Consider the following 15,303-nt stretch of genomic DNA (forward strand, 5'->3'; position numbering starts at 1 on the left):
GAACTCATCCTCTGTCATTAAGAAATCGCTTACTTTCCCATCATATCAAAGGTGTAAACCGTTGTGAAGAGGTCTGACCTATATTTTTCAAAAAGAAAAACCGTCCTCTTTTTGATGAGGACAGTCAGACGGTTTGTGTTTGCGATTGTTCCAGTGCCTCACGTGCATGCCGCTCTTGGCACACCCGGCACACACCATGAAACGTCAAACGGTGATCTTTGATCTTAAATTGGAAACGCGTGACGATTTCTTTTTCGACTTCTTCTAACATATCATCTAGGATTTCCTCGACGGATCCGCATTCGATACAGACGAGATGATGATGCGAGTGACTCGCACCTTCTTGCCGTAAATCAAACCGGGATACGCCGTCTCCGAAATTGACTTTATCAACGACTTCAAGTTCCGTTAATAATTCAAGCGTCCGGTAGACCGTCGCAAGTCCAATGTCTGAGTTTTTTTCTTTGACCAATAAAAAGACATTTTCCGCACTTAAGTGGTCCGACTCATGCTCCAGTAAGATCCGTACGGTCGCTTCACGTTGGGGAGTCAGCTTATATCCTTTACCGCTCAGCTGTTTTTTAATGCGTTCAACACGACTTTCCATCATAGCGCCCCCTTTGGTCGAAACTGATGGTTTTATCATAGCCGATAATCCGTCCTTTTTCAAATTAAAATGATTATCAACTGAAAATCATTCGCTTTAGAATGATTTTAATGTACGAATGTGCCAATGCTGAATCGCCATGATCGTTTTTGCATCGACAATTGTCCCGTTCGCAATAAGTTCCAGTGCCCGTTCAAGCGTCAACGTCTGGTTCTCCAAGAACTCATCCGCATCCAGCTGGCGTTGTCCTGCAGTCAAACCCGTTGCTTCATAAATATGTACACGTTCACTGCAAAAACCGGGTGCGCCGTAAAAATCAAACACATGTGTCAGCTTATCTGCGGCGTATCCGGTCTCTTCTTTTAGTTCACGTCCTGCGCATTCTTCCGGATTTTCCCCTTTTTCCAACTTGCCTGCTGGGATTTCAATCGATAATTGTTCAAACGCTTTCCGGTATTGCTCGACGACTAACAGATCTCCTTTTTCATCAAACGCAATGATGGCGACTGCACCGTTATGATAAACCAATTCACGGACAGAGGTATTACCGTTCGGAAGACTGACGACATGTTTCTCGACGTTAAAGACTTTTCCTTCATAAATAACTTCCCGTTCTAATGTTTTTTCTTCCATCATAGACACCTCTTCTAATCGAATTTCTTCTCTTTCATAGTATGCCTGTTTTTTGATTCTTGATGCAAGCCTGTTTCCTTTTCCGCCGGAATGCCCATTCCGTACAAATCCACTCAGGAACATCCTCGATCAAATATGGTAAACTCATACACAGTAGCACTAGTCGAAAGAAATGAGGGATTGAATATGACACTAGGTTTAGGTACGATGACGATTTTAAAACGGGGGCAAGAGGAAGCAACCGAGATTCTTCGGACAGCGCTCGACGAAGGCATCATCCACTTCGATACGGCGGATGTTTACGCGAACGGTGCAGTCGAATCATTGATCGGACAGACTTTTTCACCGGAGGATCGCAGCCGGCTGTTTCTGGCGTCAAAAGGCGGTAACCGGATGAATGATACGGGAACCGGTTGGACGTGGGACCCGAGTTACGACTATCTGAAAAAAGCGTGTTTTGAGAGTCTGAACCGTCTCGAAACACCGTATCTCGATCTCTATTATGTCCATGGCGGAACGATGGACGATGATCTTGATGCCTCGATTCGTGCCATGAAAGACTTGCAGGAAGAAGGACGGATCAAAGAATACGGACTCTCGTCACTCCGTCCGAACGTCATTGACTACTGGCTCGAGAACAGTGATTTCTCATATTTGATGACTCCATATTCTTTACTCGACCGTCGGATCGAAGAGTTATTACCGCGACTGCAAGAGCGCAACATTAAACTCGTTGCCCGTGGACCGCTCGCAAAAGGTCTCCTGACGACGGAAAGTATGTCTCGTCTTCAGTCGGTCGACCGGTTCGAACAGTACGATAAGGAACAACTGGAACACCTTTTATCAATGTTACAAGACTACCCGCTCCCGGCTATGGCACTTCAAGCCATTGACCAACAAGCTGATATCGTTCTGCCGGGCGCGTCAAGCGTGTCGCAACTGCAATCGAATCTGCAAGCGATGCGGGAACCGTTGACTGCTGAACAGATTGCGCATGTCTTGTCACTTCTTCCTGTCCACACGTATACAGAATATCGGTGAGGTTTGAATTTTTCACCATCAGGGAAACTTCTTCTTTGTAACGTTATTACAGAGGAGGAGTTTTTATTATGTCTAAAATTTTAATCGTATCTACAAGTGCTGACGAAATGAACGGTCATAAAACGGGTTTATGGTTCGAGGAGTTTGCTGCTCCATTCAACCTGTTCAAAGAAGCCGGTCATGATGTCACAGTCGTTTCAGTTAAAGGCGGCGACGTACCGATTGATAAAGCATCGATGGTGAAAGAAATCCTGCCTAAATTCCAGGAAGCACGCCGTGCCCTGCACGATACGACGCCACTTGCCGATGTAGATCCTGCTTCGTTTGACGCTGTCTATTTCCCAGGCGGTCACGGTGCAGTCGTCGACTTCCCGAATAACCCGCTCGTTGCCGGTGCCATCGAAGCAATGGTCAGAAAAGACGGTATCGTCGCATCAGTCTGCCACGGTCCTGCTGCCTTTGCCCACGTCACGATTGATGGAAAACCATTCGTATCAGGTCGTCAAATCAACGGCTTCACGGATGAAGAAGAAAAATCAACAGGACTCGAAGACAAAGTTCCGTTCCTGCTTGAAACGACATTACGCGGTGAAGGGGCAACCTTCCTGACTTCCGATGCCGGAAAAGAATTTGCCGTCATCGACGGTAATGTCATCACAGGTCAAAACCCTGCATCAAGTGAAGCTGTCGCTAAACTCGTCATTGCTAAACTTGCAACTGTCTAAGCAACTCTTTCTACACGAAAGCCCCGCTCCGATGCGTACATCGGAACGGGGCTTTTCATGTGATTCAGCCGAAGAAAAATCGAATTTAAGGTAAAACCCGTTCATAGGCTGCGATTTCATGACTCAGTTCTTCTAACTTCTGTTTTTGGGTTTCATATTGTGGTGTCAGCTCGAGATGTTCCTGCTCCAGACTCGTTTGTTCCGCCGGAGTGAACGTACGGGGAACAACCCGTCCCCGCCGGTACCACCGTTTTGGGATAATTGTCGGTTCCGGACCCGATCTTAAGAGATGATCATATGCCGACCGGACTTCTTCGAACTGATCTTTGACAGATGGATGCTCCTGACGCAATTGTTCGAGGCGTGTCGCGACGAACGGTTGCGACTTCAGCACCAGCTGCTGTTTGATTGACTGCTTCAGAATCTGTTTGACTTGTGACCGTTGTACATCTGATTCTGCTTCGTCCGCTACAATCTCAAGATTAAGCTCTCCCGCTTCATCTAAAATCTGCTCCATCTCTTCGAACGATAACCAGACCATCTGTTGCGTGACGAACCGGTCAATCAATCCGGACTCTTCATAATAATCGCCAATTTCTCCGCCTAATTTTAATTCGGCGACGGCATAATGCACTTCATGTTCAATCATCTCATCCGTTACTTCATCCAACCACTCTTCATAATCTGTAAATACACTCACGTTCTGTACTCCTCCTCTAATCCCAATACAATTCATTTACTGTACCACAACGTCTGGCCCGAATGCGCTTTTGACGACGTAAAAAGACCAATCCTCTTTTCTGACAAGTGGATTGATCAAGTGAGTTTGTTGCTCAGACATTCGTCTGACTTTTTTTTATTTCTTCCATCGCCCAGTCGCACCAGTCAAGATAATTCAGCATCATCCGTAAGCCGTATTCACTCGTCAAGGTTTCGCCAAGCGTTGCCCCGTTCTCTAAATGATCTTTTCGCCAGACCTTCATCATATCGACGGCAAACTGATGATGCCGCTTCGATTCTTCCAAATACAGAATCGCTTCATCCGGCGGTAACAGATGCAATAACGATACCCGCATCAAATTTTCATCTTTCATCTTCGGCTTGAATTCACTTGGTGCACGCAACCAGGCGACAAGTGCCGTTTGACCCGCTTCCGTAATCGAATAGACTTTTTTATCCGGTAAGTCTTCTTGGACGATATAAACACTCGTCACAAGCTGATCGTCTTCCATCTTCAACAATTCACGGTAAATTTGTGTATGATGCGCCGTCCAAAAATGTGTCATCTGCTTTTTGAACGTCGTACTTAAATCATATCCGGTCGCTTCTCCTTGAGTTAGCAGTCCGAGCAATGCAAATCGTAACGCCACTGGCTGCACCTTCTTTCATCAAATGTATATATTGTTAATTATCTCAAACAAATGCCCATTATGCTACTTTCTGCCTAGCTTTATCATAAAAAAGACGAAAGGACTGCCGCAGAAAATAGCGTGACAGTCCTTTCGTTACATTTGTTGTACCCGATATGCCTGAATTCCTTCGTTCACACGCCTCCAGTATGCAAGCGGATGCGGTACGAATTGATCCCGTCGGATAACTTCTTGATCAATCGTCTTAAACGTCTCTGCCGTCTCGTCTGCCAATCGGGCAAACTCAGTAATCGGTAAGGCAATCAATCGACTGACCTCTTCTGCTTGCAACCTATACTGTTCCAGCGGCACCGCTGAATCCGTCAGGTACAGATGGACACGTTCACGATCCTTTAAGTCCGCTAGTATCAATTCTCCCAGGAAGACACCTAGCGGAACTAACTGATTGAACTGCCGGACGAGACCGATCTCTTCTTCGAGTTCGCGGATCCCGTCCGCCGGTGTCTCACCTGCGAGCAAATGTCCGGCTGCCGTAATATCAAACAACTCCGGAAAATCTTTTTTCTGTTTCGCCCGTTGTTGCAACAAAACGTGTCCTTTGTCGAGATCGATGACAAAACAATGAAACGTTTCATGCCATAATCCGTCCCGGTGTACCGTCTTCCGGGTTGCCGGATACAACGGCTGACCGGATGAATCGACGACCATCAAGTGTTCCGATTCACTCATCGCAACACCTTCGAAGCTTGATAAAAACGTTCGCCGACGGTGTACAACTCAGCAATCAAAAAGATGACGGCAATCCAAATGATGGCGCTTGGGAACAGTAACATCGCGGTCAGAAAAAGAAATCCTTCCGTCCGTTCGACAAGACCAGGTTGATACTGAAATGATTTGAATCCATAATTATCGCTGACCGCTCCAATCGCAAGAAACATCGTCATACCAATGACAAATGAAGCGACGAGTAATAAAATAACGACTTGCGTCTCCGGAAACCGCAGGGCAATACCAATCAAAACGGATAATTCCACGATTCGATCGAGGACCAGATCAAGAATCGTCCCGATCGGCGTTGTTTTTTCCCGTCGCGCCATTGTTCCATCGACGACATCAAGCGCTCCGGACAGCCATAATAATAAAATTGCGATTCCCATCATATCGTTATAGACAAAGAAACCGGTCGAGGCACCAATGATGCCGGAAATGATTGTCACTTGGTTGGCTGAAAGACCCATCTTCTTCAATAATGTCGCCATTTGCTCAAAAAGGGGCTGGACGACTTTTCTGGCGCGCGTATCTAACATGCTACCCCTCCTTTCTCACAAGATAAGCTGTCACCTTTTCGCTGAACGTCTCTGTCGTTTGAACGACAAGCCGCTCTCCCGTTTGGCGCTCCACTTCATAAAATCGAACACCGTATTGCGTCAGCTCTTTCGTAATCGTAACACGTTCCTGTAATCCATTCGTCGGTCTTAAGACCAACTTCACTTCGGATAACGGATACCACTCACCGTCCAGGCGCACTCCGTCGCCAAAGAACGGACTTTTTTCCGCTAACTCAATCGGATGTCCCTGATCAATGATTTGTCCCCGCTCCATAACGTAGACATAATCCGCCATTGCCATCGCTTCCTCACGGTCATGCGTGACAAGCAACGTCGTCACACCTTGCGCAACCGTCAAGCGTCGAATCAGCGTCCGAAGTTCACGGCGGCGCGGTAAATCAAGGCTCGAGAACGGTTCATCCAGCAGCAGGAAATTCGGACTGCTTGCCAAAGCGCGTGCGAGACTGGCCCGTTGCTGTTCTCCGCCGGATAATTCATGGACAAAGGCATCCGCCCGTCCTGTTAATCCGACTTTAGTTAACCACTCTTGTACGTCCTGTTGATGACCTGTCGTCATACCAATCCGGATGTTTTGTCCGACCGTCAAATGAGGAAACAGTAACGGACGTTGGAACAACATCGTTACTCCACGTTGATTCGGAGCGACGTGCGTCATGTCGACTTCACCGAAACGAATGATGCCGTCTGATACTTTCTCAAGACCGGCAATCAACCGTAACAGTGTCGTTTTCCCACTTCCACTCGGACCAACGAGCGCAACACATTGACCAGACGCAATGCGTAAATCAATTGCCTGCAGGACCTGTTTCTGGCCAAATCGTTTATTGACGTGCTGAATCGTAACGTCCATCTAACAGCCTCCGAACTACTTGCACCCATCCTTCTAATAAAATGAGTTGCACAAAATAAATCAATAAAGGTAAAACCAATAACCAAATCGTCGCTTCTTTAGCGGCGACCAAGGAATTTCCGGAATAGAGCGGAAACGCTTCAAGCGCAATCATTTGAACGACTCCGCCCCCGATTAAGATAACGAGCGCATACTGACTCAAAGCGATGACCGTTACGAGTAACGTGACCGATTGGATGGCAGAACGCATCATCGGTCCTGTCAAAAAAAGAAAACGTTTGAAGCGGCTTGGTTCAATCAACACCATTTGCTCCATCATCTGTTCACCCAGTGCTTGAAACGCATTCGTATAAATCCGAATTGTATATGGTAACGTCGGAAGCAGTAAAACCAGCAACACACCAATAAATTGATCGGCTAGCCCTAACCGGATCCATGTCAGATAGAGACCAAACGACAATAATAACACCGGTAAGAACAGTGGCAAACTGATCAACAGTTCCATATACCGGATGGGTCGCCCCGTCCGAAATGCAATCGCCTTTCCTGTAATATAGCCGATCAAATGATTGAGCAGTGTTAATACGCCAATCATCGAAACCGTTGTCGTCAAGGTGTCGAACAAACGGGGATTCCAGGTCCAGGTGGACGGAATCAGTCCGAGCAATGGAGCCAGGACCAGCAAAGCTACTATTACTGTTATTGCCCGTCTTCTCATTCTACCCGCCCCTTACTGATCCGCTCCGTTAACGGGCGAATCATGCGTGTAAAGATCAATAACAACAAAAATAAGATTCCAGTCAAGAGAACACTGATGGCAAAAGCTTCCGGTTGGCGGGATAAATCGCCTTGTGTATACAAATCAAACGTATAGACGCCAATCAGCTTCGGATACGTCACACCGAGCAACGCCGGGACTTCATATGCAAATAAAGTAAAAGCAAAAACAATAAAGGCTGCCTCGAGAACAGGAAACAGCAAAAATACTCCTTTTCCATGCCAAAACCGTTTCATGCGCGATAAACCGAGCATCAATCCCAATTCTTCGTACCGGTGATCGAGGCGCCGGTAGACCGGCAACAAATAAAAAAAGACAAACGGAATTTCTTTGTAGAGATACGTCAAGATGATGCTGAATTGATTCCCTTCATGCGGACCGACGACCGGAAAATCGCTCAAATAAAGAATGGCCAAATAGGCTGCACCGAGGTGTGGCAAAAATAACGGAACAGCCAAGAATTGTGTCGTCCATCCTGTTTGCTTGGCGAAAAATCCGGCCAACCACGCTCCGACCAAAACAGACAGCACCGTACTGCTGACTGCTACATACAAGCTGATGCCGATACTTTCCAAAAATACCGGATCCACGAACAACCGGCTGTAATCTCCCCAGGTCGTCATCGAAAGACTGACGAAAAGACCGTAGCCGACCATACCGGTAATCAGCAAAGTGGCAGGCCAGGCATTACCGCGCCACACGTTCCGGCCAGTCTTTCCGAATCACATCAAAGAAGGCCGGATCCAGTTCAGCACGGACTTTGCCCTCAAATGCCGCTGGTTTCGGTGTGGATTCCGCCGCCGGAACGTCTTCAAACGCCTGTTTTTCCGTCGAACTTAACGTCGTCAAATCTAAACTTGTTCCGTCCCCCCAGTACGTGCCGTCAAATTTCTTGAGTTGGGCATCCGGCGACAATAACGTGTTGACTGTGACTAGTGCTCCATTGGGATTTGGTGCATTAAACGGAATCGACAGGAAATGGGTCGAGGCAATTGAACCCTCGGTCAAGACTAGCGGACGTGTCTCTTTCGGGAATGTCCCTGATTTCACTTCCTGTTCCGCCCGACGTTCATTGAAGCCCATCGTGAACGCAACGCTTCCTTTTGCATACAACTGGTCAAGCTGTGCTAACGTCTTCGGATACGTTTTGCCTTCTTTCCATAAATAAGGTTTCAATTCATTTAAATAGGCCCACGTTTTCTTAAAGTCCGCTTTCGGATCTTTTAACGTTTCTTTCGACTCGACCCCATACATGACGTGGCGGACAAAGGCATTTCCCGTAAAGTCCGTCACTTCCGGATACGTGAATTTACCCGGATTTTGTTTGACCCAGCTTTTAAGTTGCTGTAAGTCTTTCGGTGGTTTCGCGACACTGGCTTGATCATAATGGAACGTATATTGAACTTTTCCCCACGCCGCTTCCAGGTGATCAGTCGGTGTCCCGCTATCCGATCCTTGTGCTTGTGGATCCACGTATTTCATGTTCGGCAACACTTTCGTGATTTCACCGTATAATAAGCCGTCCTTTTTCGCATTCCGGAAGTTGTCCCCGTTGATCCAGACGACATCAATGACGCCTGTTTTTTTCCCGGCTTTTTTTTCCGCCCGAAGTTTTTGAATCAAATCAGCTGTTTCAATCGGAACACGCTTTAATGTAATCTTATGCTCTTTTTTCAGCTTCGGTGCTACATATTCATCGATGTAGGCATTGATCCCCTCGTCGCCGCCCCACATATACATCCGGACGGTCGTCTCGTTTGCATCTTTTTCAATCGATGTATAAGAAGAACCTAATACTTTTTCCTGAACCGGTGCTGCCGGAGACGCACATCCGGCAAGAAACAATCCTGTTGCTGCGATTCCAATCATTTGCTTCATCATGTGTAAAAAACCCCTTTATTTTTTATCAAAACCTGACTTACCGAGCCATTCAATGATCCGCGGAAACAGTCCGTAGGCTTTTGCAGAACCTTCCATCCAAAACGGCGCATTGACCTCGCGTTTTTCTCGGATGATGGCTCGAGTAACCGTTCGTGCCAATTTTTCTTTCGACAACACGATGCTCGCGACATTTTTTTCGTATTTCCGGCTGAGATCCGCCCGAATAAAAAATTCCGTCGCAATCGGTCCAGGATTGACGGTCATGACATGAAGCCCCTTCGGCTTCAGTTCAAGACGCAAAGCATTGGAAAACTGATATAAGGCTGCTTTTGTCATACAATAAATCGTCGACTTAGGTGTAGGTAATTTCCCCGCCTGACTCGCCACGTTGACAATCATGCCTTGAGGACGAAACAGCGGGAGACAGGCTTTCGTCAATCGAATCGGGGCCAGGACGTTGACCCGGTTCATCGATTCGATGGTTTCAACCGTCGTCTCCTCTAAAAAACTGAACTCCCCGAAACCGGCGTTATTAATTAATACATCAATCATGCCATACCGCTCGGCGATTTGATCAGCCAGACGCTCCGGTGAATGTTCTAAATCATAGACAACGTATTCCGCTTGCAGTGTCTTTGCGACCTGTTGCAACCGATCTTCCCGCCGGGCGACTAAGATCAAGTTTGCTCCATGCCGATTCAGCTCGTATGCGAGGGCTTCCCCGAGACCGCTGGAGGCACCGGTCAAGACAACCGTTTTATTCATGAGATTCATGTCCACTGCCCTTTCTCGTATACCGTAAAATCCCGTCTTGTTTTTCGACAACAATCTGTCCACTGGCCACAAGGTAGTCGAGGCGTGCTTTCATCTCACTCATGACGAGCGGGAACGATTTCTTCAAACGGTTTCCGTATGTCACTTGCGCGAGTTCAAACAACGTTTTTGTTCCCTCGATATGTTTCAACAACTGTTCGCCCCGCGCTTTACGTTGCAACAGACGTTCTTCAATCAAGGACGGGACATCGCGAATCGGCTCGCCGTGTCCGGTATAGGCAATCTCAATCCGTTCGCCTTGCAGTTTACGGAGGGAACGCATGTAAGCGAGGACCGGTCGTTTCATGTCCGATTCATCTCCGGGTTGCGGTTGCTCGAGCAACGGATTGGGTTCGACGCGCGCCAACAGGTGATCTGCTGCAAACAGGACTCCTGACTGACTGAGGATACCGATTTGATCGCTGGCATGACCCGGTAATTCGAGTACACGGTAGTCGCCTGACGCCGTAATGGCATCCCCTTCTTGCAGGGTATGATCCAGCTGTCCCTTTCCGAGCCATTTCAAAGCGGATAAATAACTCGGTAACAGCGCACGTATTTCGTCCGGTACACCAAATGACAACGCCAACCGTTGCAGGAAGTCATCCCCGTTGCTCAAAAAGGCTTGATCTTGTTCTAAGTATGGTCTCAGACGGGCATGTCCATGAATCGGAATCCCCTGTTCAGAAAAACGATAGGCGAGTCCGGCATGATCTGCATGATGGTGCGTCACGATTACTTTATCGAGCATCGAAACCGTCACTCCGATTTTCCCGAGACCCTCTTGCATCTCTTGCCAGGCTTGATCCGTATCCGGACCACAATCGATTAAAATGGTTTCCGTTCCGGTCCGTAACAGATAACAATTGATATCTCCGACAGGAAACGGTGTCGGAATGGGTAAAGTAAAGATTTCATCTTCTCGTCGCATCGATAAACCCCTCTTCTCTCTGGATGGTTTCCTTCATTATAGAGAGAAAGAAGCGACAGCGGCAAACTTTGTCGCCCTCAAATCACTAAACCTCTAAAAAGAATACGGCGGACGACAGCATTTGGATGCAAAAAAGCGACCTTTCCGCAGATTGAAAGGTCGCTTTGATCAAACTATCTTATTTTAAGTTAAGAACTGTTAATTTATCGCGTGTCATGGAAGCAAGACTTCGTCCGACACCTTGTACACCAAGACCCGATGATTTTACACCGATGAATGGGAAGTGATCGGGACCACGTTCCGTCCGACCATTAATTTGGACAGAACCTGTTTCAAGCGCATCTGCAACACTGAACGCTGCGTCGATGTTTTCCGTGAAGACACTTGCTTGAAGACCGTATTCCGATTCATTCGCATACGCGATCATTTCCTCGACCGAGTTGACACGAATGACAGGTAAGACCGGTCCGAACGGTTCTTCCCATGCAATCCGCATATCACGTGTGACATGGTCAAACAATGTTGGTTCGATCAAGTTTGCCGTCCGGTTTCCACCTGTGACGAGTGTTGCGCCTTTTTCGTTCGCATCCGTAATCAGACCTTCGACGAAATCAGCTGACTTCGCATCGATCAACGGTACGACAACACTTTCGTCTTCCGGTGAACCGACTGTCAATTTCGCGATTCGAGCAGACAATTCTGCGACGAGGGCATCTGCCTGAGGTTCAAGAACAAATACACGTTTAATTGCTGTGCAACGTTGTCCGGAATACGAAAACGCACCGCTGATGATGTGATCTGCCGCTAGCGAGAGATCCGCATCCTCAAGAACGAGGGCCGGGTCTTTCCCGCCAAGTTCGAGAACGAGTGGAATCATCGACGATTGACGCGAGAGATGTTGTCCCGTCGCTGTACCACCTGTGAACGTAATCATGTTGATGCCGGGGTGAGCTGTCAAATAATCACCGATGACCGATCCGCGACCGGTTACGAGATTGACGAGTCCTGCCGGCAGACCAGCTGCGACAAGTGCTTCAACCATCAATGTACCGCTGATCGAACCTTGTGTTGCCGGTTTGAAGACAACTGCGTTTCCGGTCATCAAGGCAGGTGCCAGTTTCGCCGCTGCGAGGTTGACCGGATAGTTAAACGGTGAAATCGCAAGTACGACACCAAGCGGTGCTTTTTTGATGATGGCGATTTTTTTCGCACTTCCGCCCGGGAACGAGTCCCCTTGCATCATCTGACCGTCAAAACGGAGGCCTTCTTCTGCTGTATAACGGATGATTTCTGCCGTCCGTTTCACTTCTTTGATTCCGTCAGCAAGTCCTTTACCAACTTCACGCATAATGACTTCGCCGATTTCGTCCGCACGCTTTTCAAGTTCCGTTGCCCACGCATGAAGCAATTCGGCCCGTTTATTGGCAGGGACTTTCGCCCATTCTGCCTGCGCTGTTTTAGCAGACGCAATTGCCCGGTCTACTTCTGATTTTGTCATCGCTTGGACACGACCGACTGTATCTTCTTTATAAGGGGAAGAAATTTCAATGGTTTCATTGGATTCACTTTCCTGCCATTGTCCATCTAATAAGTATGTGTATGTTGTTGCTGTAGTCATTCCACTCGACCTCCATTTATTTTTTCTCTCTCACTTCAGTGTGTGGCTGCATAGCTTATTGTAATCAATTGGTCAGACAAATGCCAAACATTTTGCTTAACATAAAATGAAAGCGATTTCAATAACTTTTTTATTCTTTTTGTTGTGGAAGAGTTGCTTCTTTCTGCCGATAACTAGTCAGAAGTGCAGTGCAGGATGGAAAGGGGATCAATTACGTGTACAATCAACACGATATTTTATTAGAAGCTGGAACAAATGAGTTGGAAATCGTTATTTTTCATTGCGGACCGTATACGTTCGGCATCAATGTCATGAAAGTCCGGGAAATCATCGTTCCACTACCGATGACACCACTACCTGGGACACCGGACGCTGTCAAAGGATTGATCGAACTTCGGGGTGAAGTCATGACGGTCATCGATTTACCGACCGTCATCGGCGTGGCTCATGAAGAAACAACAGACGATCGCTTGATCATCTGTGAATTCAATGGCGAGAAGAGTGTCCTCCGCGTCGATTCCGTAACGGAAATCCGCCGTATTTCGTGGGAACAGATCGATACACCAAATGAACTCGCACGGGGGATCGAAGGTTTGACGAACGGTGTTGTCAAGACCGGAGACAAGATGATCATCTTGCTCGATTATGAAAAAATCGCGCTTGAACTTTCGCGTAAAGACATCTTCGCCCGGGAAGAAGGTCGTCGCGTCTCGCCACGGAACCGGTCGAATAAAACCATTTGGATTGCAGAAGACTCGGAAATGTTACGGACACTTATCATCGAAACACTCGAAGAAGCTGGTTACGATAGTTTGAAATGGTTCATCAACGGAAAAGATGCCTTTGATGCCTTTGAAGCGGGAAGCGATTGTGATCTGTTGATCACGGACATCGAGATGCCCAAAATGGACGGTCTTCACTTGACGAAACGCCTGCGTGAAGATGATCGTTATACCGATTTGCCAATCGTCGTCTTCTCCTCATTGATCTCTAACGATCTTCGACATAAAGGAGAATCCGTTGGTGTCAACGCTCAAATCACGAAACCGGAAATCGGTCGATTGATCGAAACGGTCGATACATACGTGCTTTGAATCGTTATTGTCGTACACAAATATCCGTCCCCTGATTTTCAGGAGACGGATATTTTTAATATAGGCATGATTGCGACAGAAGTCGTGTCAACGGTATCTAATCTTTCACCTCAGACAGAATCCGTATTTTTACCAAGAAACACATCTAACCAAATTTTTCTGAAACCGACCATACATTCTTCAATCCGAGTCAAGACTTCCGGGGCATTCGTGACCGAACCCGTTTCCGCCTCACGCTCTAGAAGTTCAAAATCATCTGCTAAGTCATCCGCCGCTACGGAATAGGAGGCACCTTTAAGTAAGTGAGCTAATTTCTCAGTCTGTACCGCATCTTCTGCTTCGACCGCATCCTTGAGTTCCGGAAACTTCCGATCAAACTGAGCAATGTACGTCTCACCAATTTTCTGTAAAAATACGTCATCGCCACCGGCAATCAGACGTAGTTCTTCTAACTTCTTTTCATTAAAAAAAGGCATCTTTTCCCCTCCTCTTTTTCTATATTATCATTAAACGTTTTAAAAAAAAATCTGAGAATCATTTACACGGTCTATAGAGTATTCCTATAATGAAAAAGTGAAGAGCAGGAGGGATAGACAATGTTGACGATTTATCGAAGTGATGTGACGGGGGCAGTCAACGAGATTCAGGAGTTTACGAAAGGTTCCTGGATTCATCTTGTCAATCCGACAAAAGACGAAGCCGATCAAGTAATCGCTGCTACGAAAATTCCTGAGGATTTTATTTATGACCCACTTGATGTCGAGGAAAAACCTCGTTTCGAGAAAGATGATGAAGGTTTGTTGATGATCGTCGACGTTCCTTACATCGAAGAAGAATCATCCGGACGTCGTTACAATACGATCCCGCTTGGTATCATCGTGACGTCAAGACACTTTATCACGGTCTGTTCGCAACAGTTGGATGTCTTAACGTTATTCTCAAGCGGAAAGCTCCGTGCATTCCGGACGAATTACCGTTCCCGATTCGTCTTTCAAATCTTATATAAAGTCAGTTCCTCATATCTCCGGTTCCTGCGGCAAATTGACCGCCGGATGGATGAGCTCGAGGAAGAATTACAACGTTCGATGCGAAACCAAGAAATCTTCCAATTAATGAACTTACAAAAATCGCTCGTATATTTCATGACTTCTTTGAAGTCAAACGATGGAGTACTCGATCGGATCATCAAAACACCGAGTCTTGAAAAACACGAAGACGATGAAGACCTGCTCGAAGATGTGTTCGTCGAACACCGCCAGGCCATGGAAATGGCCCAAATCTACAAAGACATCATCAGTTCGACAATGGATACGTTTGGTTCCGTAATCTCGAACAACGTCAACTTCGTCATGAAGTTTCTCGCGTCGATCACGATTGTCATTTCGATTCCGACGATGATTTCGGGAATGTTCGGAATGAACGTCCATGTACCATGGGAAGGCGAAGTCATCGGCTTTTGGATTGTCTTCGGCATGATGATTTTCTTCTCTGGCTTAGCTGCCTTTATTTTGTGGCGCCGCCGTTTCTTTTAGTGCTTATGAACTGATGGACAAAAAACCACTTACTTTTAAATGCCTTAGTCTAGGAAAGCGTGTTGAGACGACTGTCTCTTC

General features: G+C 46.9%; 18 protein-coding genes. 4 read left to right on the forward strand and 14 right to left on the reverse strand.

Annotation, left to right across the window (positions count from 1 at the left end):
* Window positions 1–124: 124 nt before the first annotated feature.
* Entirely contained in the window at window positions 125–607 is a 483-nt protein-coding gene (gene fur / locus P402_RS0111475; protein ID WP_026828821.1) for a ferric iron uptake transcriptional regulator, read from the reverse strand.
* Between the two features lie 96 nt (window positions 608–703).
* Window positions 704–1,240 (reverse strand): NUDIX hydrolase, encoded by a 537-nt coding sequence (locus tag P402_RS0111480; protein WP_026828822.1) that lies wholly within the window; start codon window positions 1,238–1,240, stop codon window positions 704–706.
* Window positions 1,241–1,426: 186 nt separating this feature from the next.
* Between P402_RS0111480 and P402_RS0111490 the strand changes: the two genes are divergently transcribed.
* Complete coding sequence (locus P402_RS0111490) at window positions 1,427–2,281, forward strand: aldo/keto reductase (protein WP_051525159.1); 855 nt, start codon at window positions 1,427–1,429, stop codon at window positions 2,279–2,281.
* 68 nt (window positions 2,282–2,349) lie between these two features.
* Window positions 2,350–3,006 (forward strand): type 1 glutamine amidotransferase domain-containing protein, encoded by a 657-nt coding sequence (locus P402_RS0111495; RefSeq protein WP_034769938.1) that lies wholly within the window; start codon window positions 2,350–2,352, stop codon window positions 3,004–3,006.
* A gap of 85 nt (window positions 3,007–3,091) precedes the next feature.
* Here P402_RS0111495 and P402_RS0111500 read toward each other — a convergent pair whose 3' ends face one another.
* The 11 genes from P402_RS0111500 to P402_RS0111550 all read right to left on the reverse strand — a co-directional run bounded on the left by P402_RS0111500 (window position 3,092) and on the right by P402_RS0111550 (window position 12,596).
* Window positions 3,092–3,706: a hypothetical protein gene (locus tag P402_RS0111500; RefSeq protein WP_026828825.1), complete on the reverse strand. Its 615-nt coding sequence runs from the start codon at window positions 3,704–3,706 to the stop codon at window positions 3,092–3,094.
* 133 nt (window positions 3,707–3,839) lie between these two features.
* Window positions 3,840–4,376 carry a PadR family transcriptional regulator gene (locus P402_RS0111505; RefSeq protein WP_026828826.1) on the reverse strand — a complete coding sequence of 179 codons (537 nt, stop codon included), beginning with the start codon at window positions 4,374–4,376 and terminating at the stop codon, window positions 3,840–3,842.
* Window positions 4,377–4,511: 135 nt separating this feature from the next.
* On the reverse strand, window positions 4,512–5,105 hold the full coding sequence (locus tag P402_RS0111510) for an NUDIX hydrolase (protein ID WP_026828827.1): 594 nt from the start codon (window positions 5,103–5,105) through the stop codon (window positions 4,512–4,514).
* On the reverse strand, window positions 5,102–5,683 hold the full coding sequence (locus tag P402_RS0111515; RefSeq protein WP_026828828.1) for a CDP-alcohol phosphatidyltransferase family protein: 582 nt from the start codon (window positions 5,681–5,683) through the stop codon (window positions 5,102–5,104). Before P402_RS0111515 ends, P402_RS0111510 begins: the two co-directional genes overlap by 4 nt.
* Window position 5,684: 1 nt before the next feature.
* Window positions 5,685–6,575 (reverse strand): ABC transporter ATP-binding protein, encoded by an 891-nt coding sequence (locus P402_RS0111520; RefSeq protein WP_026828829.1) that lies wholly within the window; start codon window positions 6,573–6,575, stop codon window positions 5,685–5,687.
* The gene (locus P402_RS0111525) at window positions 6,547–7,293 is read right to left on the reverse strand and encodes an ABC transporter permease subunit (RefSeq protein WP_026828830.1); all 747 of its coding nucleotides are present in this window, start codon (window positions 7,291–7,293) and stop codon (window positions 6,547–6,549) included. The genes P402_RS0111520 and P402_RS0111525 overlap by 29 nt, the downstream gene beginning before the upstream one ends.
* Window positions 7,290–8,054, reverse strand: a complete 765-nt coding sequence (locus P402_RS0111530) for an ABC transporter permease (protein ID WP_026828831.1) — start codon at window positions 8,052–8,054, stop codon at window positions 7,290–7,292. Before P402_RS0111530 ends, P402_RS0111525 begins: the two co-directional genes overlap by 4 nt.
* Complete coding sequence (locus P402_RS0111535) at window positions 8,041–9,234, reverse strand: ABC transporter substrate-binding protein (RefSeq protein WP_026828832.1); 1,194 nt, start codon at window positions 9,232–9,234, stop codon at window positions 8,041–8,043. The genes P402_RS0111530 and P402_RS0111535 overlap by 14 nt, the downstream gene beginning before the upstream one ends.
* Window positions 9,235–9,249: 15 nt before the next feature.
* Entirely contained in the window at window positions 9,250–9,999 is a 750-nt protein-coding gene (locus P402_RS0111540) for an SDR family NAD(P)-dependent oxidoreductase (protein ID WP_235188873.1), read from the reverse strand.
* Window positions 9,992–10,978: an MBL fold metallo-hydrolase gene (locus P402_RS0111545; protein ID WP_026828834.1), complete on the reverse strand. Its 987-nt coding sequence runs from the start codon at window positions 10,976–10,978 to the stop codon at window positions 9,992–9,994. Before P402_RS0111545 ends, P402_RS0111540 begins: the two co-directional genes overlap by 8 nt.
* Before the next feature lie 178 nt (window positions 10,979–11,156).
* Entirely contained in the window at window positions 11,157–12,596 is a 1,440-nt protein-coding gene (locus tag P402_RS0111550; RefSeq protein WP_026828835.1) for an NADP-dependent glyceraldehyde-3-phosphate dehydrogenase, read from the reverse strand.
* A 215-nt stretch (window positions 12,597–12,811) separates the two neighbouring features.
* Here P402_RS0111550 and P402_RS0111555 point away from each other — a divergent pair, with 215 nt between their 5' ends.
* Window positions 12,812–13,690 carry a chemotaxis protein CheV gene (locus P402_RS0111555; RefSeq protein ID WP_026828836.1) on the forward strand — a complete coding sequence of 293 codons (879 nt, stop codon included), beginning with the start codon at window positions 12,812–12,814 and terminating at the stop codon, window positions 13,688–13,690.
* A 110-nt stretch (window positions 13,691–13,800) separates the two neighbouring features.
* On the opposite strand, the gene P402_RS0111560 is transcribed toward P402_RS0111555, so the two are convergent.
* Complete coding sequence (locus tag P402_RS0111560) at window positions 13,801–14,166, reverse strand: Hpt domain-containing protein (protein ID WP_026828837.1); 366 nt, start codon at window positions 14,164–14,166, stop codon at window positions 13,801–13,803.
* 120 nt (window positions 14,167–14,286) lie between these two features.
* Between P402_RS0111560 and P402_RS0111565 the strand changes: the two genes are divergently transcribed.
* Window positions 14,287–15,222, forward strand: coding sequence for a magnesium transporter CorA family protein (locus P402_RS0111565; RefSeq protein ID WP_026828838.1), 936 nt, complete (start codon window positions 14,287–14,289; stop codon window positions 15,220–15,222).
* Window positions 15,223–15,303: the final 81 nt, after the last annotated feature.

Origin of the sequence: Exiguobacterium sibiricum 7-3, assembly GCF_000620865.1 — a bacterium.
In the GTDB taxonomy this organism is placed as follows: domain Bacteria; phylum Bacillota; class Bacilli; order Exiguobacteriales; family Exiguobacteriaceae; genus Exiguobacterium_A; species Exiguobacterium_A sibiricum_A.

Coding starts and splice junctions, on each gene's coding strand:
- fur (WP_026828821.1), bottom strand. CDS start 607: ATGGAAAGTCGTGTTGAACGCATTAAAAAACAGCTGAGCGGTAAAGGA.
- P402_RS0111480 (WP_026828822.1), bottom strand. CDS start 1,240: ATGGAAGAAAAAACATTAGAACGGGAAGTTATTTATGAAGGAAAAGTC.
- P402_RS0111490 (WP_051525159.1), top strand. CDS start 1,427: ATGACACTAGGTTTAGGTACGATGACGATTTTAAAACGGGGGCAAGAG.
- P402_RS0111495 (WP_034769938.1), top strand. CDS start 2,350: ATGTCTAAAATTTTAATCGTATCTACAAGTGCTGACGAAATGAACGGT.
- P402_RS0111510 (WP_026828827.1), bottom strand. CDS start 5,105: ATGAGTGAATCGGAACACTTGATGGTCGTCGATTCATCCGGTCAGCCG.
- P402_RS0111515 (WP_026828828.1), bottom strand. CDS start 5,683: ATGTTAGATACGCGCGCCAGAAAAGTCGTCCAGCCCCTTTTTGAGCAA.
- P402_RS0111520 (WP_026828829.1), bottom strand. CDS start 6,575: ATGGACGTTACGATTCAGCACGTCAATAAACGATTTGGCCAGAAACAG.
- P402_RS0111525 (WP_026828830.1), bottom strand. CDS start 7,293: ATGAGAAGACGGGCAATAACAGTAATAGTAGCTTTGCTGGTCCTGGCT.
- P402_RS0111535 (WP_026828832.1), bottom strand. CDS start 9,234: ATGATGAAGCAAATGATTGGAATCGCAGCAACAGGATTGTTTCTTGCC.
- P402_RS0111540 (WP_235188873.1), bottom strand. CDS start 9,999: ATGAATAAAACGGTTGTCTTGACCGGTGCCTCCAGCGGTCTCGGGGAA.
- P402_RS0111545 (WP_026828834.1), bottom strand. CDS start 10,978: ATGCGACGAGAAGATGAAATCTTTACTTTACCCATTCCGACACCGTTT.
- P402_RS0111550 (WP_026828835.1), bottom strand. CDS start 12,596: ATGACTACAGCAACAACATACACATACTTATTAGATGGACAATGGCAG.
- P402_RS0111560 (WP_026828837.1), bottom strand. CDS start 14,166: ATGCCTTTTTTTAATGAAAAGAAGTTAGAAGAACTACGTCTGATTGCC.
- P402_RS0111565 (WP_026828838.1), top strand. CDS start 14,287: ATGTTGACGATTTATCGAAGTGATGTGACGGGGGCAGTCAACGAGATT.